The sequence below is a fragment of the Luteibacter sp. P4_D7_3 genome (assembly GCF_056401735.1).
In genome coordinates, this window is sequence record NZ_JBFUIT010000012.1 from 13,534 (window position 1) to 30,953 (window position 17,420).

Here is a 17,420-nt window from a genome sequence, read left to right on the forward strand (position 1 = left end):
CCCGTGTGGTGTGTATGTGTACGTCAGAAAATATCGTAGGCGTGGTCCTGCTGTTCCTCCTGCTGTTTCTGCGTTGCCTGCTCGCGAAGACGGTCGACATCCTCGACCTTCATGATTTCATTCATGCCACCCGGTGAGGGCAGGCCCGAACCCGCATCGATCTGTAGCGTGGCGATGCCTGGCGGCATGGCCAACGTGTGCGACGGCTTGTCCTTGAGTACCGCGCCCATGTAGTCCATCCAGATGGGCAAAGCGGCCTTCGCGCCGAACTCGCCCCGACCGAGCGAGCTGAAGTCGTCGAAGCCGACCCAGACAGCCGTGGAAACGTCGCCGTTGAAGCCGACGAACCAGGCGTCGCGGTGGTCGTTGGTCGAGCCCGTCTTGCCGGCGAGGTCGTCGCGACCAAGGGCCCGCGCTGCCGAACCGGTGCCGCGCTTGATCACGTCCTGCATGAGCGACGTCACCAGGTAGTCGTTGCGCACGTCGATCACGTGGGGAGCGAGCTTCGGCACCTTCGCCTGGTCGGCGTGGGCATCGGCGGGAAGCACGGCATCGCCCGTGCCGTTACCCCCCGTGCTGCTGGCAGCCGCCGGTTTGGCCGGAATGAGGGCGGTGGAAGGCTGGGTCGGTGGGCCGGCCGGAGCGGGATTGAGCAAGCGTTCCTGGCAATCCGCGCAGGCGCGTTCCGGGTTGGCGAGGTACACCGGATTACCGTCACGGTCGTCGATGCGCRCGATGAAATACGGGGTGACGAGGTAGCCGCCGTTGGCGAATACGGCATAGCCACGCGCCATGCTCATTGGCGAGACCGATGCGGTGCCGAGGGCGAGTGACAGGTTCTGTGGCAGGGCGTCCGGCGTGAAGCCGAAGCGCGTCATGTATTCGCGGGCATAGCGCACGCCGATGGCATCGAGCAGGCGAACCGAAACGAGGTTCTTCGACTRCACCAGCGCCTCGCGCAGGCGCATCGGCCCTGCAAACTTGTTGTCGTCGTTCGCCGGCGTCCACATGCCATCGGGGCGCGACGGATCGGGGAAGGCGACCGGCGCATCGTTGACGATGGAGGCGGGCGTGAAGCCTCGCTCGAAGGCGGCCGAATACAGGTATGGCTTGAAACTCGAACCCGGCTGGCGCGCTGCCATCACGGCACGGTTGAACTTCGAACGAAGGAAGCTGAAACCACCCACCAGCGCACGGACGGCACCGTCTTCGGGGTCGACCGAGACGAGGGCGGCCTGCACGGCGGGGATCTGGGTCAGGTGCCAGGCGCCCTTGCCTGGATCGGGCTTCGCTTCCGTCGTGGCCTTCGCGGTGTCCGATGCCTTCGCGTCTTCGTTGATGTCGTCCTTCTCGCTGCGGATGAGGCGAATCACGTCCCCGCGCTTGAGGACGGCGTCGACACGCGTCGGTGCCGCGCCCGCGCGTCCCTCATTCACGTAGGGCCGGGCCCAGGCGATCGAGTCCAGGCTCAAGGTCGCCGACTCCTTCGCGGACAGGTACACCGTCGCCTCCTTCGCCCCGGTTTCGGTGACGATGGCCGGCATCATGCCCGCCACGCTCGTGTAGCCGGCGAGAACGCGGTCGTAGTCCTCGGGGCCAGCCTGGGCAGAGAGCTCTTCATGACCTTCCGGGCCACGGTAGCCGTGGCGCCGGTCATAGGCGGACAGCCGCCCGCGGAGCGCATCGTTGGCGGCCGCCTGGCTGTCGCTCGGCACGGTGGTGTGGACCACGTAGCCCTCGGTAAGGGCGTCATTGCCCAGTTTCTCCAGAACCTGCTGGCGCACCATTTCGGCAAGATACGGCGCGTCCACCTCGATCTGTTGCTCGTGCGGGAAGGCGTCGTTGGGTTCCTTGACGGCCTCGTCGTACTCCGCCTGGGTAATGAAGCGGTTGGAGAGCATCTGGCCGAGCACCCMGTCGCGACGGGCGATCATCCGCTTGGGGTTGTTCAGCGGGTTGACCACCGAGGGCAGCTGGAAGGTCGAAGCCAGGGTGGCACTCTCGGCTACGGTCAGCTGGTCGAGCGTCTTGCCGTAGTAGTACGAGGCCGCCGCCGCGAGGCCGTACGAGCGATGGCCGAGGAACATCTTGTTGATGTAGAGCTCCAGGATCTGGTCCTTGGTGAGCTCGTTCTCCATGCGCAAGGCGATGAATACTTCCGTCAGTTTCCGCGAATAAAGCTTTTCGGGGCTGAGGAAGAAGTTGCGTGCGACCTGCTGCGTTATGGTCGAGCCACCGGGGCCCTTGTCGCCGCCGGACACGATGACGTGGATGCCGGCGCGGGCGATACCGTGCCAGTCGATGCCCGGATGACTATAGAAATCGGCATCTTCGGCCGATAACACAGCATTCTTGAGCCGTGCCGGCACGTCGGCGATGTGCACCGGAATGCGTCGGGTCTCGCCGAAGGAGGCGATCAGCCGTCCGTCGGAGCTCAGTACCCGGAGCGGAACTTGCATGTGATAGTCGCGCAGGACCGCGACCGAGGGGAGGCGCGGGGCCAGCAGCCAGTAGGCGACGCCAATGGCGCCTGCCACGAAAAGGATGCCGGCCAGGGCGAGGTACAGCGCAATGCGCAGCAGACGCTTGAGGATTCGCATGGAGGGGGAAGGGGTCACCGCCGTGTGGGTCGTGGCGGAGTATAGAGCTAAGCCGGGGACGCGAAGGGCTGGGGGACGCTCGACCAGCAGTGAAGGGTTTTCGCTAACCCAGTGACAGGATTTGTGAATTAGTGCCGGTAAGGGTCGATTTCGCCCGTTGCCAATCTGTTAAGTTTTAGATCTAATGCCTTCGCGCCGAAGACCAATTCCGACAAAGGCGCGGGGAAGGGGGACAACGTGGGGCTCTTTACACCCAAGGCGGCGCCTTTGATAGGCGTCGACATCAGTTCGACCGCAGTAAAGCTGCTGCAGCTCAGTCAGGCAGGTGGACGCTATCGCGTCGAACACTATGCCGTTGAGCCGCTGCCGCCCAATGCCGTCGTCGAAAAGAACATCGTTGAGGTCGAAGCGGTGGGCGAGGCTATTCGGCGGGCACTGGCCCGATCCGGATCCAAGCTCAAACACGGCGCTGCTGCCGTGGCCGGCTCCGCCGTGATCACCCGTATCATTCCCATGTCGGCCGACCTCTCGGAGGATGACCTCGAAGGTCAGATCCAGGTCGAGGCGAACCAGTACATTCCCTACCCGATCGAGGAAGTTAGCCTCGATTTCGAGATCGTAGGGCCGGTTCGCGACAATCCCGAGATGAACAACATCCTTCTCGCCGCCTCGCGGACCGAGAACGTGGACATGCGCATCGCCGCGCTCGACCTGGGCGGACTCACTGCCCGGGTCGTGGACGTCGAGGCCTTCGCCATGGAGAACGCTTTCGCCATGGTGGCCGACCAGCTGGCGGTCTCCCGGGATGCCCTGGTGGCGGTTGTCGACATCGGCGCCACCATGACCACCCTGGCCGTGCTGAAGAACCAGCGGACGATCTACTCCCGCGAGCAGGTCTTCGGCGGCAAGCAGCTCACCGACGAGATCATGCGTCGCTACGGTCTCTCCTACGAGGAAGCCGGTCGGGCCAAGCGCAAGGGTGGCCTGCCCGAGTCTTACGAGATGGAAGCCCTGGAGCCGTTCARGGAATCGCTGGTCCAGCAGGTGAGCCGTCTGCTCCAGTTCTTCTTCGCCGGTAGCGAGTACAGCCGCGTCGACCAGGTTGTCCTGGCCGGTGGCTGCGCGTCCATCGAAGGGATCACGGAACTTCTCGAGCAGCAGCTGAGCGTGCCCTGCGTCGTCGCCAACCCGCTGGCCCGGATGGCGCTTTCCAGCCGTGTCCAGGCCCAGACCCTGGCCCAGGATGCGCCCGCGCTGATGATTGCCGTCGGCCTCGCCATGAGGAGCTTCGACTGATGGCACATATCAACCTGCTTCCCTGGCGCGCCGAGCGGCGCAAACTCCGCGAACGCGAGTTCTACATCCAGCTCGGCATGGCGTTTGGCGCCGCTCTCGTGGTGTTGATCGCGTGGTCCTTCTGGATGGACGCTCGCATCGACAACCAGGCCGAGCGCAATACGTACCTGCAGGGCGAGATCAAGCAGCTCGACGACCGCATCGCCAAGATCAAGGACCTCGAAAAGGTCCGTGCGGGCCTGCTCCAGCGCAAGCAGATCATCGAGCAGCTGCAGGCGAACCGGTCGCAGATGGTCCACCTGTTCGACGAACTGGTGAAGACCATCCCGTCGAGCGCGCGCCTGGCAGGCATGAAGCAGTCGGGTGACTCGATGAGCCTCGACGGCGTCTCGCAGTCCAACTCCAGCGTGGCCGAGTACATGCGCAACATCGAAGCGTCGCCCTGGATGGGCCATGCGGACCTGCGCAAGACCGAAAACACGCACGACGCCTCGCGGATGCCTTACGTGTTCGGGCTCGACGTTCGCCTGAATCATCCGGGCGATACGCCGGATGGCGCGCCGGCGGATTCGTCCAGCAGCGCGGCTCCGGCGTCGGCTTCGTCCGTCGCGACGGTTCCGGCGGCACTGGTGAACGGCGCCAATGCCGTGGTCGGTAAGCCCGCCGCCGCTCCCGCTTCGTCGACCGCCGCCGCGGCCCCGGCTGCTACACCGGCCGTTGCACCGCGTCCGGCTTCCGCCACCACGGCAGGAGCCAAGCCATGAAGTTCTTTGACGATCTGCGTAACCTCGATCGCCATAACGTCGGCGGCTGGCCGAAGTCGATCAAGCTGTTCTTCACCGGCCTGCTGTTCGTGGTCGTCGTGCTCGCCGGCTGGTACTTCGAGATCAGCACGCAGCAGGATGACCTCGCTTCGGCAGAGGCCAAGGAAGAGTCGCTCAAGGTCGAGTTCTCCCAGAAACAGGCGAAGTCCGCCAACCTGGAAGCCCTCGAGCAGCAGCTGACCGAAATGCAGGACATGCTGCGCACCCTGCTGCGTCAGCTGCCCAGCCGTACGGAAATGCCCGAGCTGCTCATCGACATCTCGCAGACGGCGCTCGCCGCCGGCATCGAGACGGAGCTGTTCCAGCCGGGTCCGGAAACACCGAAAGACTTCTACGCCGAGAAACCGATCACGCTGCGCATGGTCGGTACCTATCACCAGTTCGGTACGTTCATCAGTGGCGTGGCGTCGTTGCCTCGCGTCGTCATCCTGACGCTGCACGACGTGTCCTTGTCGCCGAAGCCCGGCGATAAGAACAGCGCCAACTCCGGTCAGCTGGTTCTCCAGGGTACGGTGAAAACCTATCGCTACCTGGAAGACGACGAGACCACGGCCCCGGCGACTCCGATCAAGGGGGCCAAGTGATGAACGCTATGTCCATCAAGCTGCGGCCTGCCGCTTCCATGCTTTTCGCGGCCCTCGCCCTGGCTGGCTGCACGAAAGGAACGTCGGACCTGCGCGAGTGGGTCGATGCCGAAAAGCACAAGAAGGGGGAGCCAATTCCGGTTCTTCCGGTGATTCGCACGTTCGAGACGTTCGCTTACCAGGACCAGGGCGCTCGCGACCCGTTCAGCCCGAGCACGGCTGAAATGGACACGAACGTGTCTTCGGGGCCGCGGCCGGATGAGAACCGTCCCAAGGAGCCGCTCGAGATGTTCTCGCTCGACACCCTGAAGATGGTTGGCACGGTTGGTGCTGGTTCCAGTCTCGAAGCTCTCGTAAAAGATCCGGGTGGGGTGATCCATCGCATCCACCGCAACGAATACATGGGGCAGGCCTACGGTCGCGTGACGGCCGTCGGGGAGGATCGGATCGATCTGGTCGAACTGGTGCCTAACGGCCAGGGCGGTTGGATGGAGCGTCCGGCAAGCATCGCGGTCGGCGAAAAATAAGAACTCGGGGATGACGCACATGACGACCAACTTCCATCATCTGCCGGGTAGCGCGCGCCAGCGCGCGCGCCGCTGGGTGCTCGGCGCCACGCTTGCTTTCACCGGCGTGTTCGCAGGCACCGCATCGGCGGCCAACGCCCTGCAGAATGTCAGCTACGATGCACAGCCCGGGGGGCGCATCGAACTGACCCTCGCGTTCTCTGAAAATGCGCCGGATCCGAAGGTCTTCACGACCAACAATCCGCCACGCATCGCCATCGATCTGCCTGACACGACCAACGCGTTCAGCAGTCGTCACATCGACATCGCCAAGGGCTCCACGGCGGGTGTCTCGGTGGTCGCCGCCGGTGGGCGCACTCGCGTCACCATCGAGCTGTTCCGCGAATCGGCCTACCGCACGCGCGCCGAGGGCAAGAACCTCATCGTCACCGTGAACAACGGTCCGACCGGCGCGACGACGACCACGGCCATCGTGTCCGACCCGACCAAGGCACTCCCCTCGAGTGCGGGTATCCCGGTGTCGAACATCGACTTCCGGCGCGGTCCGAATGGCGAAGGTCGCGTCATCGTGACCCTCGGCAGCACCGCGACGACGCCGGAAATGCACCGCGAAGGCGATCACGTGATCGTCAGCCTGGCGGGTTCCAGCCTGCCGGCAAAGCTCGCCCAGCGTCTGGACGTGCTCGACTTCGCCACGCCGGTCCAGTCGATCGACTCCAAGGCCTCCCCGGGCGGCGCCCGCCTCGACATCCGTACCAAGGGTGAAATCGAGACGTCCGCCTACCAGAGCGGCACCGAGTATGTGATCGAAGTCGCTGCAAAGAAGACTGCCGCGCTGACGGGCAAGGCCGCCAAGGGTCAGGAACCGACCTATTCGGGCTCGCGACTGACGTTCAACTTCCAGGATATTCCGGTGCGCTCGGCCCTCCAGCTGATCGCCGACGAAGCCAAGCTCAACCTGGTCGCGTCCGACAGCGTCGGTGGCAGTGTCACCCTGCGCCTGGTCAATACGCCGTGGGACCAGGCACTGGACGTGATCCTGCGTGCCAAGGGCCTGGACAAGCGTCGTAGCGGCAACGTCATCTGGATCGCCCCGCAGGCCGAACTCGCCAATTACGAGCAGAGCCTCGCCGATGCGCGCCAGAAGGCCGAGGAATCGGCGGAGCTGATCTCCGACTACATCCCGATCAGCTACGGCAAGGCGGAAGACATCGCCAAGCTCCTGACCTCGGGAAGCATGCAGAGCTCGGGTGGCGGCGGTTCGACATCGGGTGGTTCGCGAGGCTTCCTCTCGACCCGCGGCAGCGTTTCGTTCGACGACCGTACCAACACCCTGCTGATCAACGACACGCCGGACAAGATTCGTGACCTGCGTGAACTGATCGGGACGCTCGACCGTCCCGTGCAGCAGGTGCTGATCGAGTCGCGCATCGTCGTCGCCACCGACCAGTTCACCCGTCAGCTCGGTGTTCGCTGGGGTGTGCAGGCGTTCAAGACGAACCCGGGCGGCCAGGTCATCGGCACGACACCGGACCTGAGCAGCGGTACCGGCACGCAGCTGGGTACGCCGGGTCTGCTGACCAACGTCCACAACCTGAACAACGGTACGCAGACGGACAACACGCTGACCTTCCCGGGTGGTTACAACGTCAACCTGCCCGTCTCGAACCCGGCTGGTAGCATCGGCCTGGGCATCCTCGGGGCGAACTATGCGGTAGACCTGGAACTCTCGGCGGCGCAGACCGAAGGCCGTAGCGAAGTGATCTCCAGCCCGCGTGTCATTACCGCCAACCAGCAGGAAGCGGTGATCAAGCAGGGTACCCAGATCGGCTACGTGACCTACCAGGCCTCGAGCTCGGGCGGCGGTGCGCAGAACGCGACGGTCCAGTTCAAGGACGCCGTGCTCGAACTCCGCGTCACCCCGACGATCACGGCCGACAGCCGCGTGTATCTGAAGATCAACGTCAAGAAGGACGCGCTGGCGAGCCAGACCCCGTCGCCGGGCGGTGGCTTCGTGCCCTCGATCGATACCCGCGAGATCAACACCTCGGTGCTGGTCGACAACGGTCAGACGGTGGTCCTGGGCGGTATCTACGAGATCACCAAGTCCAATACGACGAACAAGGTGCCGGGCCTGGGCGATATTCCGGGTCTGGGCGTCCTCTTCCGCAACACGAACCGCCAGAACAACAAGGCCGAGCTGCTGATCTTCGTTACGCCGCGAATCCTTTCCGATTCGTTGCAATAACCTGGCTGCAGTGAAAAAAAGGGGCGGCCTCAGGGCCGCCCCTTTTTTTTCGCCCCTAAACTTCTCCGGCCGGCTGTGGTCTCATCGTCCCTCTACCCGCACGAGAGCCCCCGATGTCCGAGCTGCCGATTGCCACGACGCCTCTCCAGGAAGCGTTCGTCCGCCTGCGTGAGGAGTTGTCCCGCGGCATCATCGGTCAGCCGCACCTGGTCGAATGCCTGCTGATCGCCCTGCTGGCGGACGGGCACCTGCTCGTCGAAGGTGCGCCCGGGCTGGCTAAAACCACGGCGATCAAGGCCCTCGCCACACGCGTGGAGGCGGATTTCCACCGTATCCAGTTCACCCCTGACCTGCTGCCCGCCGACCTCACCGGCACCGATATCTTCCGTCCGCAGACCGGCACCTTCGAGTTCGAGCGGGGGCCGCTGTTCCACAACATCGTTCTGGCGGACGAGATCAATCGCGCGCCGGCCAAGGTGCAGTCRGCCCTGCTCGAGGCCATGGCGGAGCGACAGATCACCATTGGCCGACGCACCTGGCCGCTGCCCGATCTGTTCATGGTCATGGCGACCCAGAACCCCATCGAGCAGGAAGGAACCTTCGCCCTGCCGGAGGCCCAGCTCGATCGCTTCCTGATGCACGTCACCATTGGCTATCCCGACGCCGATGCCGAACTGGCGATCCTTCGCCTGGCGCGCGACCAGGCACGCGAAGCCATGCACCCGGTGCCGCCTCCCGCGCACATGCTGCGTCCGGCTGACGTGTTTGCCGGGCGCGACGCCGTGCTTGCCGTACACATGGCCGCGCCGCTCGAGCTGTACATCACCCAGCTCGTGGTCGCCACCCGTAACGCTGCGAAATATGGCCCGGAGCTCGCGCGCTGGATCGCCTGGGGTGCCAGCCCGCGCGCCACCATCGCCCTCGATCGCTGCGCCCGCGCGCATGCCTGGCTTGCCGGTCGCGATTACGTCATCCCGGAAGATATCCATGTCATTGCGCACGAAGTGCTCCGTCACCGTGTGTTGCCCAGCTATGAGGCCGAGGCGGAAGGCGTGCGCATCGATTCGGTGATCGATCGCCTGCTGGATCTCGTGCCGCTGCCGTGAGTGCCGTCGTCCCCATTCCGGAGGGGCGCGTCCACGTGTCGCTGCCCGAACTGATCGCACTACGTGCACGCGTGGCACGTGCGCCGACGCCCCCTGTCGTGTCGAGGGTGCAGCGCAGCGGCCAGCGGCCCGGCCGGTTACACGGCCGGGGCATGGATTACGCCGAGTCTCGCGTTTACCAGGCCGGTGACGACGTACGGCGCATGGACTGGCGACTGACCGCACGTAGCGGTGTCGCGCATACCAAGCTCTTCGAGGAAGAGCGTGAAGGTCGTCTCCTGATCCTTCTCGACAGCAACGCGAGCATGCGCTTCGGCACCCGTACGCGATTCAAATCCGTGCAGGCGGCACGCGCCGCGGCGATGGCCGCGTGGTATGCCGTGCGTGGCGGCGATCGCGTCGGTGTGCTTGCGTTCGGTGGTCAACGCCACCTGCTTCGTCCCCTTGGCGGGGCTCGCGGGGCGCTTGCCGTCGTGGGTGCGATCGCCGCATGGGACGCGTTGCCGCCCGGCGCGGACGAAACCCTTTCGTCGGCCCTGCAACGTGCGGGCCGTCTCATGCACGGCGCATCGCGTGTGCTGATCGTCAGTGACGGTTTCGCCGTGGACGATACCGCGCGCGGACGGATGCTCGGCCTGGTCGGCAAGGCGGAGGTGTCCGTGCTCACTGTCGCCGATGCGCTGGAGCTCGCCCCGCCGCCGGCAGGTCGTTACCCGCTTGCGCACGGCGGCATTCACTACGACATCGTCCTTGAGGGTGAGCGCCAGCGCGCGGATTTCGCGCGCACGCTCGGTGAAGGCGTGCGGCGACTATCCGTGCTTGCCGATGGACTCAGCGTGCGGGCGCGCACGATCGACACCACGGCCGATCCGCTCGATGCCGTGGTCGCGCTACTCGGTTCGGGAAGGGCACGTTGATGCCGACCCCGGGCCCCGAACTGCGCGACATCCACGTGCCACAGGTATCCATGTGGTGGCCGCTGGCCCCCGGGTGGTGGGTCCTGTTCGCCCTGCTCGTCGCGGCGACGGTCGCTGTCATAGTGTTCCTTCGTCGTCGTGCGGCGTGGAACCGTCGTGTCGATGCCGCGCTGGCCGACCTTCGCGACGCCACCGCGCGTTGCGCGCAAGACGGTAATGTCGCCGCGTTCGCCACCGTTGCAAGCCAGCTTCTGCGTCGCGTCGCCCGCACGAACGACCCTCGCAGCGTGGTGCTGAAAGGCGTGGCGTGGCGCGATGCCCTCGCCGCCATGGCACCCCGACAGGACGTCACCCGCCTGGCGCGGATTGAAGACGCCATCTACCGTCCCGAGGCAGCGCTCGACGTGCCGTCGACAGCGCTCGATGTCGAAGCCTGGGTGCGCGTCGCCCTGCGAAGGAGGCTGCCGCATGTCGCTTCCTGAGTTCGCATGGCCGTGGCTGTTCGCTGCCCTGCCGTTACCTTGGCTGTTGCGTCATGTGTTGCGCCCCTTGAAACCCGCGCAGGCCATGAACCTGCCGCAGCCGGGCCTGTCGCTCGTGGCGGCATCCGTGACCCGGGCGCCGTTCTCGGCAACCTTGTTGCTGGCGCTTGCCTGGCTTTGCCTCGTCACCGCCGCGGCCAGACCGCAGTGGCTCGGACCACCGGAGCCACAGCGGCGTAGCGGACGCGCGACCATGCTCGCGGTGGATCTCTCCGGCAGCATGTCGCTCGACGACATGGAGTTGGCTGGCCGCAACGTCACGCGCTTTGCCGCCGTCGAGGCGATCGCCGGCGACTTCATCGATCGGCGCGCGGGCGATGAGCTGGGCCTCATCCTGTTCGGTTCGCAGGCCTACCTCGTCACACCGCTCACTTACGATCTGGATGCGGTCCGCGCGCAGTTGCACGGTGCGGTGGTCGGCTTGCCCGGTCGGGAGACGGCCATCGGCGATGCCCTGGCTGTCGCCGTGAAGCGCCTCGCCGACATGCCCGAACAGGCGCGCGTGGTCATACTTCTCACCGATGGCGTAAACAATGCGGGATCCATTTCGCCGCGTGAGGCGGCGCGCGCCGCCAAGGTTGCCGGGGTTCGCGTCTATACGATCGGTATCGGCGCGACGTCCATGCGCGTTCCGGATTTCTTTGGGAGTCGCGAGGTAAACCCTTCGGCCGATCTCGACGTGTCTATGCTTACCGATATCGCCAACCAGACGGGCGGGCGATTCTTCCGCGCGACGGACAGCGCCGAACTCGCCCAGGCTTACCGCGCGATCGATGCGCTGGAGCCCGTACCTCAGCAAGGCGCCGCCCTCAGGCCGCGCTACGAGCTGTTCCGCTGGCCGTTGCTGGCCTCGCTCGTGCTATTCGCCATCGGCGCGTTGCCGCGCTATCTCGGGCGGAGGGCCTTCGCATGACCGAGTGGCTCGGCCATCTGCATTTCATCGAGCCACGCTGGCTCTGGCTACTGCTTTCGGTGCCCGTGCTCGCGTGGCTTGTCGGCAGGCGGTCGGCGGCAGTGCGCATGCTAACGCGCCTCGCGGATCCGCTCTTGTTGCCGCATCTGCTCGACGGTAAACCCGGTGCGTCACGCGCTCCCGTGGTCGCTTTTATCGCCGCCGCCATCCTCGCCGTTCTCGCCCTGGCCGGCCCCGCCTGGGATCGCCAGTCGCAGCCGCTTTTCGCCGAGCGTGCCGCACAGGTCGTGGTCGTCTCGATGTCGCAACACATGCTCTCGCACGATGTCGTGCCCGACCGGCTCAGTCGTGCGCGCTACAAGGTGCGTGAACTCTATGCCGCGAATCGTGACGGGATGAACGCGCTGGTTGCCTATACCGGTGAAGCGTTCACGGTGGCTCCTCTAACGACCGACGCTCATAGCGTGGACGACCTGCTCACCGCGCTGGCACCCGACACGATGCCCGTGGCCGGTGACGATCCGGGCAAGGCGATCGACATGGCTGCCGAGCTTATTCGTCATGCCGGTATTCGCGGCGGTTCGATCGTCCTGGTGACCGATCACGCCGACGCCTCGGCCGCGGGGGCTGCCGGCCGCGCACGTGCCGCCGGGAACACCGTGTCCGTTCTCGGTCTTGGCACCCCGCGCGGCGGACCGGTTCCCGGTGATGACGGCGGCTTTCTCAAGGACGAGCAAGGCGCGATCGTCATGGCGGCCCGTAACGACACGTCACTGTCCGCCGTGGCTGTCGCCGGCGGTGGCCGTTATGTCGTCACCACCGACGACCAGTCCGACGTGGCCTCGCTCGCATCGGCGCTGCATGGCGATGGCGGGGGCAAGGCCGTCGAAGGCGCCACGTCGGGCCTATGGCAGGATCGGGGGCCGTGGTTGCTCATTCCGCTTCTGCCGATCGTCGCCCTGGCATTCCGGCGTGGATGGTTGCTCGTGCTGGCCTTGACGTTGATGCCCCTGGCGCCCGCGCGCGCCGACGGCGTCACGAACGCATTCCGTACGCGCGACCAGCAGGCGGCGAAGGCGCTGGCCGATGGCGATGCGAAGCGCGCGCAGTCGCTGGCGACGAGCAAGGGCCTGCTCGGCGCCGCTGCCTATCGGGCCGGTGATTACGCGGGATCAGAGGCCGCCCTTGCCCAGGGTGCCGATAGCGATTCTCAATACAATCTCGGTAACGCGTTGGCCAAACAAGAGCGCTACGACGATGCGCTTGCCGCGTACGACCGTGCCCTGAAAGTGAATCCAGGCAACGCGGATGCTGCGGCGAATCGCAAGGCGGTTGCGGATTTTCTGCAGAAGCAGAAGCAGAAGCAGGACAAGAAAGACGAAGGGCAGAGCGGAAAAAGCCCGCAAGACAAGAAGCAGGGCCAATCGGGCGATCAGGRCAAGGACCAGCAGGGCGAACAGGGTCAGCAAGGTCAGCAGCCCGGCGCCGATGGCAAGGACGGACAGCAGAAACAACAGGGTTCACAGGACAAGACCGGCGAAGGCGAAGGTGGCGACAAGGGCAAGGAGCCAGGCAAATCCCAGGCGCCCCAGGGCGATGCGGAAGCCAAGTCCGCTGCCGAGCGCCAGCAGGCTGCACAGGCCCAGGCCGCGTTGAAACAGCAGATGGATGCGGCGCTTGCCGGCAAGAAAGGCAAGCCGGCCGATGACAAGGGACACGACCTCGGCGAGCTCTCCGCCGAAGACGCCTCGTCGAAGCTGCCGGCCGACGTGCGCCGCGCGCTGATGCGCGTCCCCGACGATCCCGGTGGCCTGCTGCGAAGAAAATTCATGCTCGAATACCAGCGTCGTCACGGCGCCGAGCCGGAGGAGTGACGATGCGTTACCTGTTGCTGGTCCTTGCGCTAGCGATCCCCTCGATGGCCATGGCGCAATCCGCGCCGCCGGTCGCTTCGCTCGATCGCAGCAGCGTGGGCGTCGGCGAGACGGTGACGTTGAATATCGAGATTGGCGATGAGTCCGTGGACGAACCGGACCTGTCGCCGCTACAGAACGACTTCGTGATCCTGGGCACGTCGACCAACCACTCCCTCAGCATCGTCAACGGACGTCGCGAAGCCCACACCATTCTTGGCGTTTCGTTGAGTCCGCGCCGCGAGGGGCATGTCACGATCCCGGCCCTCGTCGTCGGCGGTCAACGCACCCAGCCGGTACCGCTCGATGTCGCGACGTCATCGAACACGAGTGCACCCGCCGCCGATCGTCCGGTCGTGCTCGAAGGCAAGGCCGAGCCGACGCAGGCCTATGTCGGGCAACAGATCGACTACACGCTGCGTCTTTATCTCGCGGTGAACCTCGCTGACGGTCAACTCGGCGATCCTGCGGCGGAAGGTGCCGAGGTCCGTCGCGTGGGACAGGACGCGAACTACCAGGCCATGCGTGGCGGTCGGCGATTCAATGTCCTCGAACGTCACTACGCCATTTTCCCGCAGCGCGCAGGCAGCCTGGATATCCAGCCACCGACCTTCCAGGGAACGGCGATCGATCCATCCGATGGGGGCTCGTTCTTCGGTGCCGGCGCGCCGGTCAGCGCCGTGGCCGAGCGGCTGCGTGTGACGGTTCGCGATCGTCCGGCGTCGGCACCGGACGCCGCCTGGATTCCGGCGCGCGAGCTCAGGCTCTCCCTCGAAGGCCTGCCGGCCGATGGCAAGGGGCGCGTCGGCCAGCCGATCACGTTGACGATGCGGCTCGACGCCGTCGGCATGCCTTTCGAAGCGTTGCCCGCGCTCTCGCTGCCCAGGATCGACGGCGCGGACGTCTATCCGGACAAAGCCGTCACGGGTGGTGGCAGCAACGGGGCATGGATAACCGGTCGTCGCCAGCAGGGTTTCGCCGTCGTGCCGACGCGCAGCGGAACGCTGCACATTCCCGAAACCACGTTGCACTGGTGGAACGTGGTGACCGACAAGCCGGAAGTCGCCACGGTGCCCGCCCACGATATCGAGGTGGCATCCGGTGCGGGTGCGACACCGCCACCCGTCTCGGGCGCATCCGTCGCGCAGCCCTCCGCGGCCGCCTCGACCTCTTCCGCTACCTCACTGGCACCGTCAGCTTCTTCCACGCCGTGGCGCTGGCTGTTCCTGGCGGCGGTGCTGCTGTGGTTGGCTACGGTCGCGGCATGGCTGTTTTTCGGTCGGCGCCGTGGATCGGCAACGGCAGCGGCAAACGCCGCGGCGCCCGTGTCCCACGGGCCTGTTCGCGAACGACCGGCACGCGATGCGTTTCTTTCCTCGACATCCGTTGATGCCGGGACGTTGGACGCTCTGCTGCTGGCCTGGGCACAGGCGGTACGGCCGTCCCTTCGCAGCACAGGTGCTTTGTCGGAGGCGCTGGCCGGAGAGGATCAGCGGGCCGCGATCGTCATGCTCCAGCGCGCGCGCTTCGCCGGTGGCGCGGTCGACCCCGTCGTGCTGAAGGCAGCGTTCACACGGGGATTCGACTGGTCGACCCTGCCGGATGGAAAGGAGCCGTCGGGCCTYCCGCCCCTGTATCCCCGGTAGTTTCGATCAGAGCAGTCGCTCGTACGCCTGCGTCATCGACGGCCCGAACGTGCATAACACCACGCGTCCAGGACGCCATGGCGCCGCGCGCAGCGTATCGACCGCGATGCGCGCGGCGGCATCGGCCGGGTAGCCGTAGACCCCTGCGCTGATCGCGGGAAACGCGATGGACGCGATGCCATGCGTCTCTGCCATTTTGAGAACATTCCTATAGCAGGCGGCCAGTCGGTCGGCCTCGTCCCGGCCACCGCCCTGCCACACGGGTCCCACCGTATGGATGATGAAGCGCGCGGGGAGGGCGAAGCCTGCCGTGAGACGGGCCTCCCCGGTTGGGCAGCGCACACCGGGAGCCACTTCCGGAAGCGCCCGRCAAGCGGCCAGCAGGGCCGGTCCGGCGGCCCGGTGGATAGCCCCGTCCACCCCGCCGCCGCCCAGCAGGGACTCGCTGGCAGCGTTCACGATGGCGTCGACCGCCAGCCGCGTGATATCCGTCTCGATCAGCTCCAAAGCCATCTCGCCTCCTTCTGTGACGGTGGCGCCGCAATTGGCTACGATGGATGTACTCCCTTTCGCAGCATGCTCCAGGTTATGGCCGATCAGCTCAAAGTTGAAGACATCTCGTTCGGCTACCTGCTGAATGACGTTACCTTGCTCTTTCGCAAGCACTTCGACCGCAGAGCCGTGCGTTTCGGCCTGACTCGTGCCCAGTGGCGTGCCCTTAAGGCCCTTCACCGGCGCCCCGGCATGCGGCAGAACGAACTGGCTGAACAGCTGGACATGGAGCCGATCGCCGTGGGACGCGTCATTGACCGCCTGCAGGCCGCCGGCTTCGTGGAACGACGCGCCGACCCGAAGGACCGGCGCGCCTGGCGTCTTCACGACACCGAGCAGGCGCGTGGTGTCATCGATGGCATGGAAGATATCGCCCGTGGCCTTCGCCGCGACGCCACGGCCGGCATCTCTCCCGATGACCTGACCACGATGCTTGCGGTCCTGGACCGCATGAAAGAGAACCTCCAGAGCCTCGACGGCCCGTCCGAAGAAAGCTGACCGGCCGGTCAACCAAACGCCACGACCTGCGTTTATACGAAGGATGTCCGAACCAAAACCAGTCCGCGCTCCCGAGCGCGGCGACCGGACCCCCAGGATTCGGCCGGAGCCCACATGCAACGTTCCCCAGGGAAGAAATTTCTCGTCATAGCGGTGCTGGTCGCCGTCGGTGCCATTGCCGCGACGATCTGGCGCCACGACGCCGGCGGCAAGGACGGCCCGAAGCCCGGCGATAAGACCGCGGCCGGCGTGCCGGTAACCACCGCGCTCGCGACCCGCGGCGAGATCGACCTATCGCTGAAGGTGATCGGTCGGGCCGAAGCGTATTCCACGGTCAATCTGCGTTCGCGGGTCAGTGGGCAGCTGGAGGCACTCGCGTTCACTCCCGGCACCCACGTCAAAAAAGGGGATCTGCTGGCCCGGGTCGATCCGCGGCCGCTGAAAGCCGCCTACGACCAGGCGCAGGGCAATGTGTCGCGTGACCAGGCGCAGCTGGTGAAAGCCGAGGCCGACCTGGCCCGCTACGAAAACATGCTTGGCAAGGGCTTCGTCAGCCGCGCCGATTACGACCTGTACAAGGCCAACCTCGGTGTCGCCCGTGCGGCACTGGAAAGCGATCGGGCCGCGGCGAGAGCCGCGCAGACCCAGCTCGACTTCACGACGATCAGCGCCCCCTTCGACGGGGTGACCGGCGCCCCGCTGGCCTACCCCGGCGCCACGCTTACGGCCGACACGACCGACATCGTGGTGCTCAACGAAGTCGACCCGATCCGTGTCGCATTCTCCATTCCGGAAGACAGCCTCTCCGCCGTGCGCAGCAGCGTGCGCAAGGGCCCGTTGCCCGTGCAGGCGAGTATTCCCGGCGACAAGGGCACACCGCTGCAGGGCGAACTCGAGTTCATCGACAATGCGGTGGATCCGACCACGGGAACGATCATCCTGAAAGGCCGGTTCCACAACGCGGACGGTCGGCTCACGCCCGGCCAGTTCGCCGACGTGACCCTGCCCACGACGCGTCTTACGGACGCGGTCAGCGTTCCGGTGATCGCGCTGCAGAGTTCCACGTCGGGCTCGTTCGTCTTCGTCGTCAAAGCGGACAAGACCGTGGAGCAGCGAAGCGTCACCACCGGAGCGACCACGGCCGATCGCGCGGTGATCGACAAGGGTCTCGAGGGCGGCGAACAGGTCGTCACCGAAGGGCAGATGCTTCTGGTGGACGGTGCGCGCGTACGCGCCGACAAAGGCTGAGGAAGG

15 protein-coding genes are annotated in these 17,420 nt (G+C 65.8%); 13 read left to right on the top strand and 2 right to left on the bottom strand.

What is annotated here, in order from left to right:
* Positions 1-23 precede the first annotated feature (23 nt).
* On the bottom strand, positions 24-2,600 hold the full coding sequence (locus AC1DSN_RS02680; RefSeq protein ID WP_477329492.1) for a penicillin-binding protein 1A: 2,577 nt from the start codon (positions 2,598-2,600) through the stop codon (positions 24-26).
* A 237-nt stretch (positions 2,601-2,837) separates the two neighbouring features.
* Here AC1DSN_RS02680 and AC1DSN_RS02685 point away from each other — a divergent pair, with 237 nt between their 5' ends.
* The 11 genes from AC1DSN_RS02685 to AC1DSN_RS02735 all read left to right on the top strand — a co-directional run bounded on the left by AC1DSN_RS02685 (position 2,838) and on the right by AC1DSN_RS02735 (position 15,116).
* Positions 2,838-3,896, top strand: a complete 1,059-nt coding sequence (locus tag AC1DSN_RS02685; RefSeq protein WP_477329494.1) for a pilus assembly protein PilM — start codon at positions 2,838-2,840, stop codon at positions 3,894-3,896.
* Complete coding sequence (locus AC1DSN_RS02690) at positions 3,896-4,660, top strand: PilN domain-containing protein (protein WP_477295448.1); 765 nt, start codon at positions 3,896-3,898, stop codon at positions 4,658-4,660. The genes AC1DSN_RS02685 and AC1DSN_RS02690 overlap by 1 nt, the downstream gene beginning before the upstream one ends.
* A complete protein-coding gene (locus tag AC1DSN_RS02695) occupies positions 4,657-5,304 on the top strand; it encodes a type IV pilus inner membrane component PilO (RefSeq protein ID WP_213949750.1) in 648 nt (215 codons plus the stop codon). The genes AC1DSN_RS02690 and AC1DSN_RS02695 overlap by 4 nt, the downstream gene beginning before the upstream one ends.
* Positions 5,304-5,831 (top strand): pilus assembly protein PilP, encoded by a 528-nt coding sequence (locus tag AC1DSN_RS02700; RefSeq protein ID WP_063573072.1) that lies wholly within the window; start codon positions 5,304-5,306, stop codon positions 5,829-5,831. Before AC1DSN_RS02695 ends, AC1DSN_RS02700 begins: the two co-directional genes overlap by 1 nt.
* Before the next feature lie 19 nt (positions 5,832-5,850).
* Complete coding sequence (locus AC1DSN_RS02705; protein WP_477295445.1) at positions 5,851-8,079, top strand: type IV pilus secretin PilQ; 2,229 nt, start codon at positions 5,851-5,853, stop codon at positions 8,077-8,079.
* 113 nt (positions 8,080-8,192) lie between these two features.
* Positions 8,193-9,185: an AAA family ATPase gene (locus AC1DSN_RS02710; RefSeq protein WP_063571738.1), complete on the top strand. Its 993-nt coding sequence runs from the start codon at positions 8,193-8,195 to the stop codon at positions 9,183-9,185.
* Positions 9,182-10,102 (top strand): DUF58 domain-containing protein, encoded by a 921-nt coding sequence (locus AC1DSN_RS02715; protein WP_477295441.1) that lies wholly within the window; start codon positions 9,182-9,184, stop codon positions 10,100-10,102. The genes AC1DSN_RS02710 and AC1DSN_RS02715 overlap by 4 nt, the downstream gene beginning before the upstream one ends.
* On the top strand, positions 10,102-10,584 hold the full coding sequence (locus AC1DSN_RS02720; RefSeq protein WP_213949747.1) for a DUF4381 domain-containing protein: 483 nt from the start codon (positions 10,102-10,104) through the stop codon (positions 10,582-10,584). The genes AC1DSN_RS02715 and AC1DSN_RS02720 overlap by 1 nt, the downstream gene beginning before the upstream one ends.
* Positions 10,571-11,557: a VWA domain-containing protein gene (locus tag AC1DSN_RS02725; RefSeq protein ID WP_477295439.1), complete on the top strand. Its 987-nt coding sequence runs from the start codon at positions 10,571-10,573 to the stop codon at positions 11,555-11,557. Before AC1DSN_RS02720 ends, AC1DSN_RS02725 begins: the two co-directional genes overlap by 14 nt.
* Entirely contained in the window at positions 11,554-13,431 is a 1,878-nt protein-coding gene (locus tag AC1DSN_RS02730; RefSeq protein WP_477329496.1) for a VWA domain-containing protein, read from the top strand. Before AC1DSN_RS02725 ends, AC1DSN_RS02730 begins: the two co-directional genes overlap by 4 nt.
* Before the next feature lie 2 nt (positions 13,432-13,433).
* Positions 13,434-15,116, top strand: a complete 1,683-nt coding sequence (locus AC1DSN_RS02735; RefSeq protein ID WP_477329498.1) for a BatD family protein — start codon at positions 13,434-13,436, stop codon at positions 15,114-15,116.
* Positions 15,117-15,122: 6 nt separating this feature from the next.
* Here AC1DSN_RS02735 and AC1DSN_RS02740 read toward each other — a convergent pair whose 3' ends face one another.
* Positions 15,123-15,629: an O-acetyl-ADP-ribose deacetylase gene (locus AC1DSN_RS02740; protein WP_477294917.1), complete on the bottom strand. Its 507-nt coding sequence runs from the start codon at positions 15,627-15,629 to the stop codon at positions 15,123-15,125.
* A gap of 75 nt (positions 15,630-15,704) precedes the next feature.
* Between AC1DSN_RS02740 and AC1DSN_RS02745 the strand changes: the two genes are divergently transcribed.
* Together AC1DSN_RS02745 and AC1DSN_RS02750 are read left to right on the top strand one after the other, a co-directional pair.
* On the top strand, positions 15,705-16,166 hold the full coding sequence (locus AC1DSN_RS02745; protein WP_477294915.1) for a MarR family winged helix-turn-helix transcriptional regulator: 462 nt from the start codon (positions 15,705-15,707) through the stop codon (positions 16,164-16,166).
* Positions 16,167-16,280: 114 nt separating this feature from the next.
* Positions 16,281-17,414, top strand: a complete 1,134-nt coding sequence (locus AC1DSN_RS02750) for an efflux RND transporter periplasmic adaptor subunit (protein WP_477329500.1) — start codon at positions 16,281-16,283, stop codon at positions 17,412-17,414.
* The last annotated feature ends 6 nt before the right edge of the window (positions 17,415-17,420 follow it).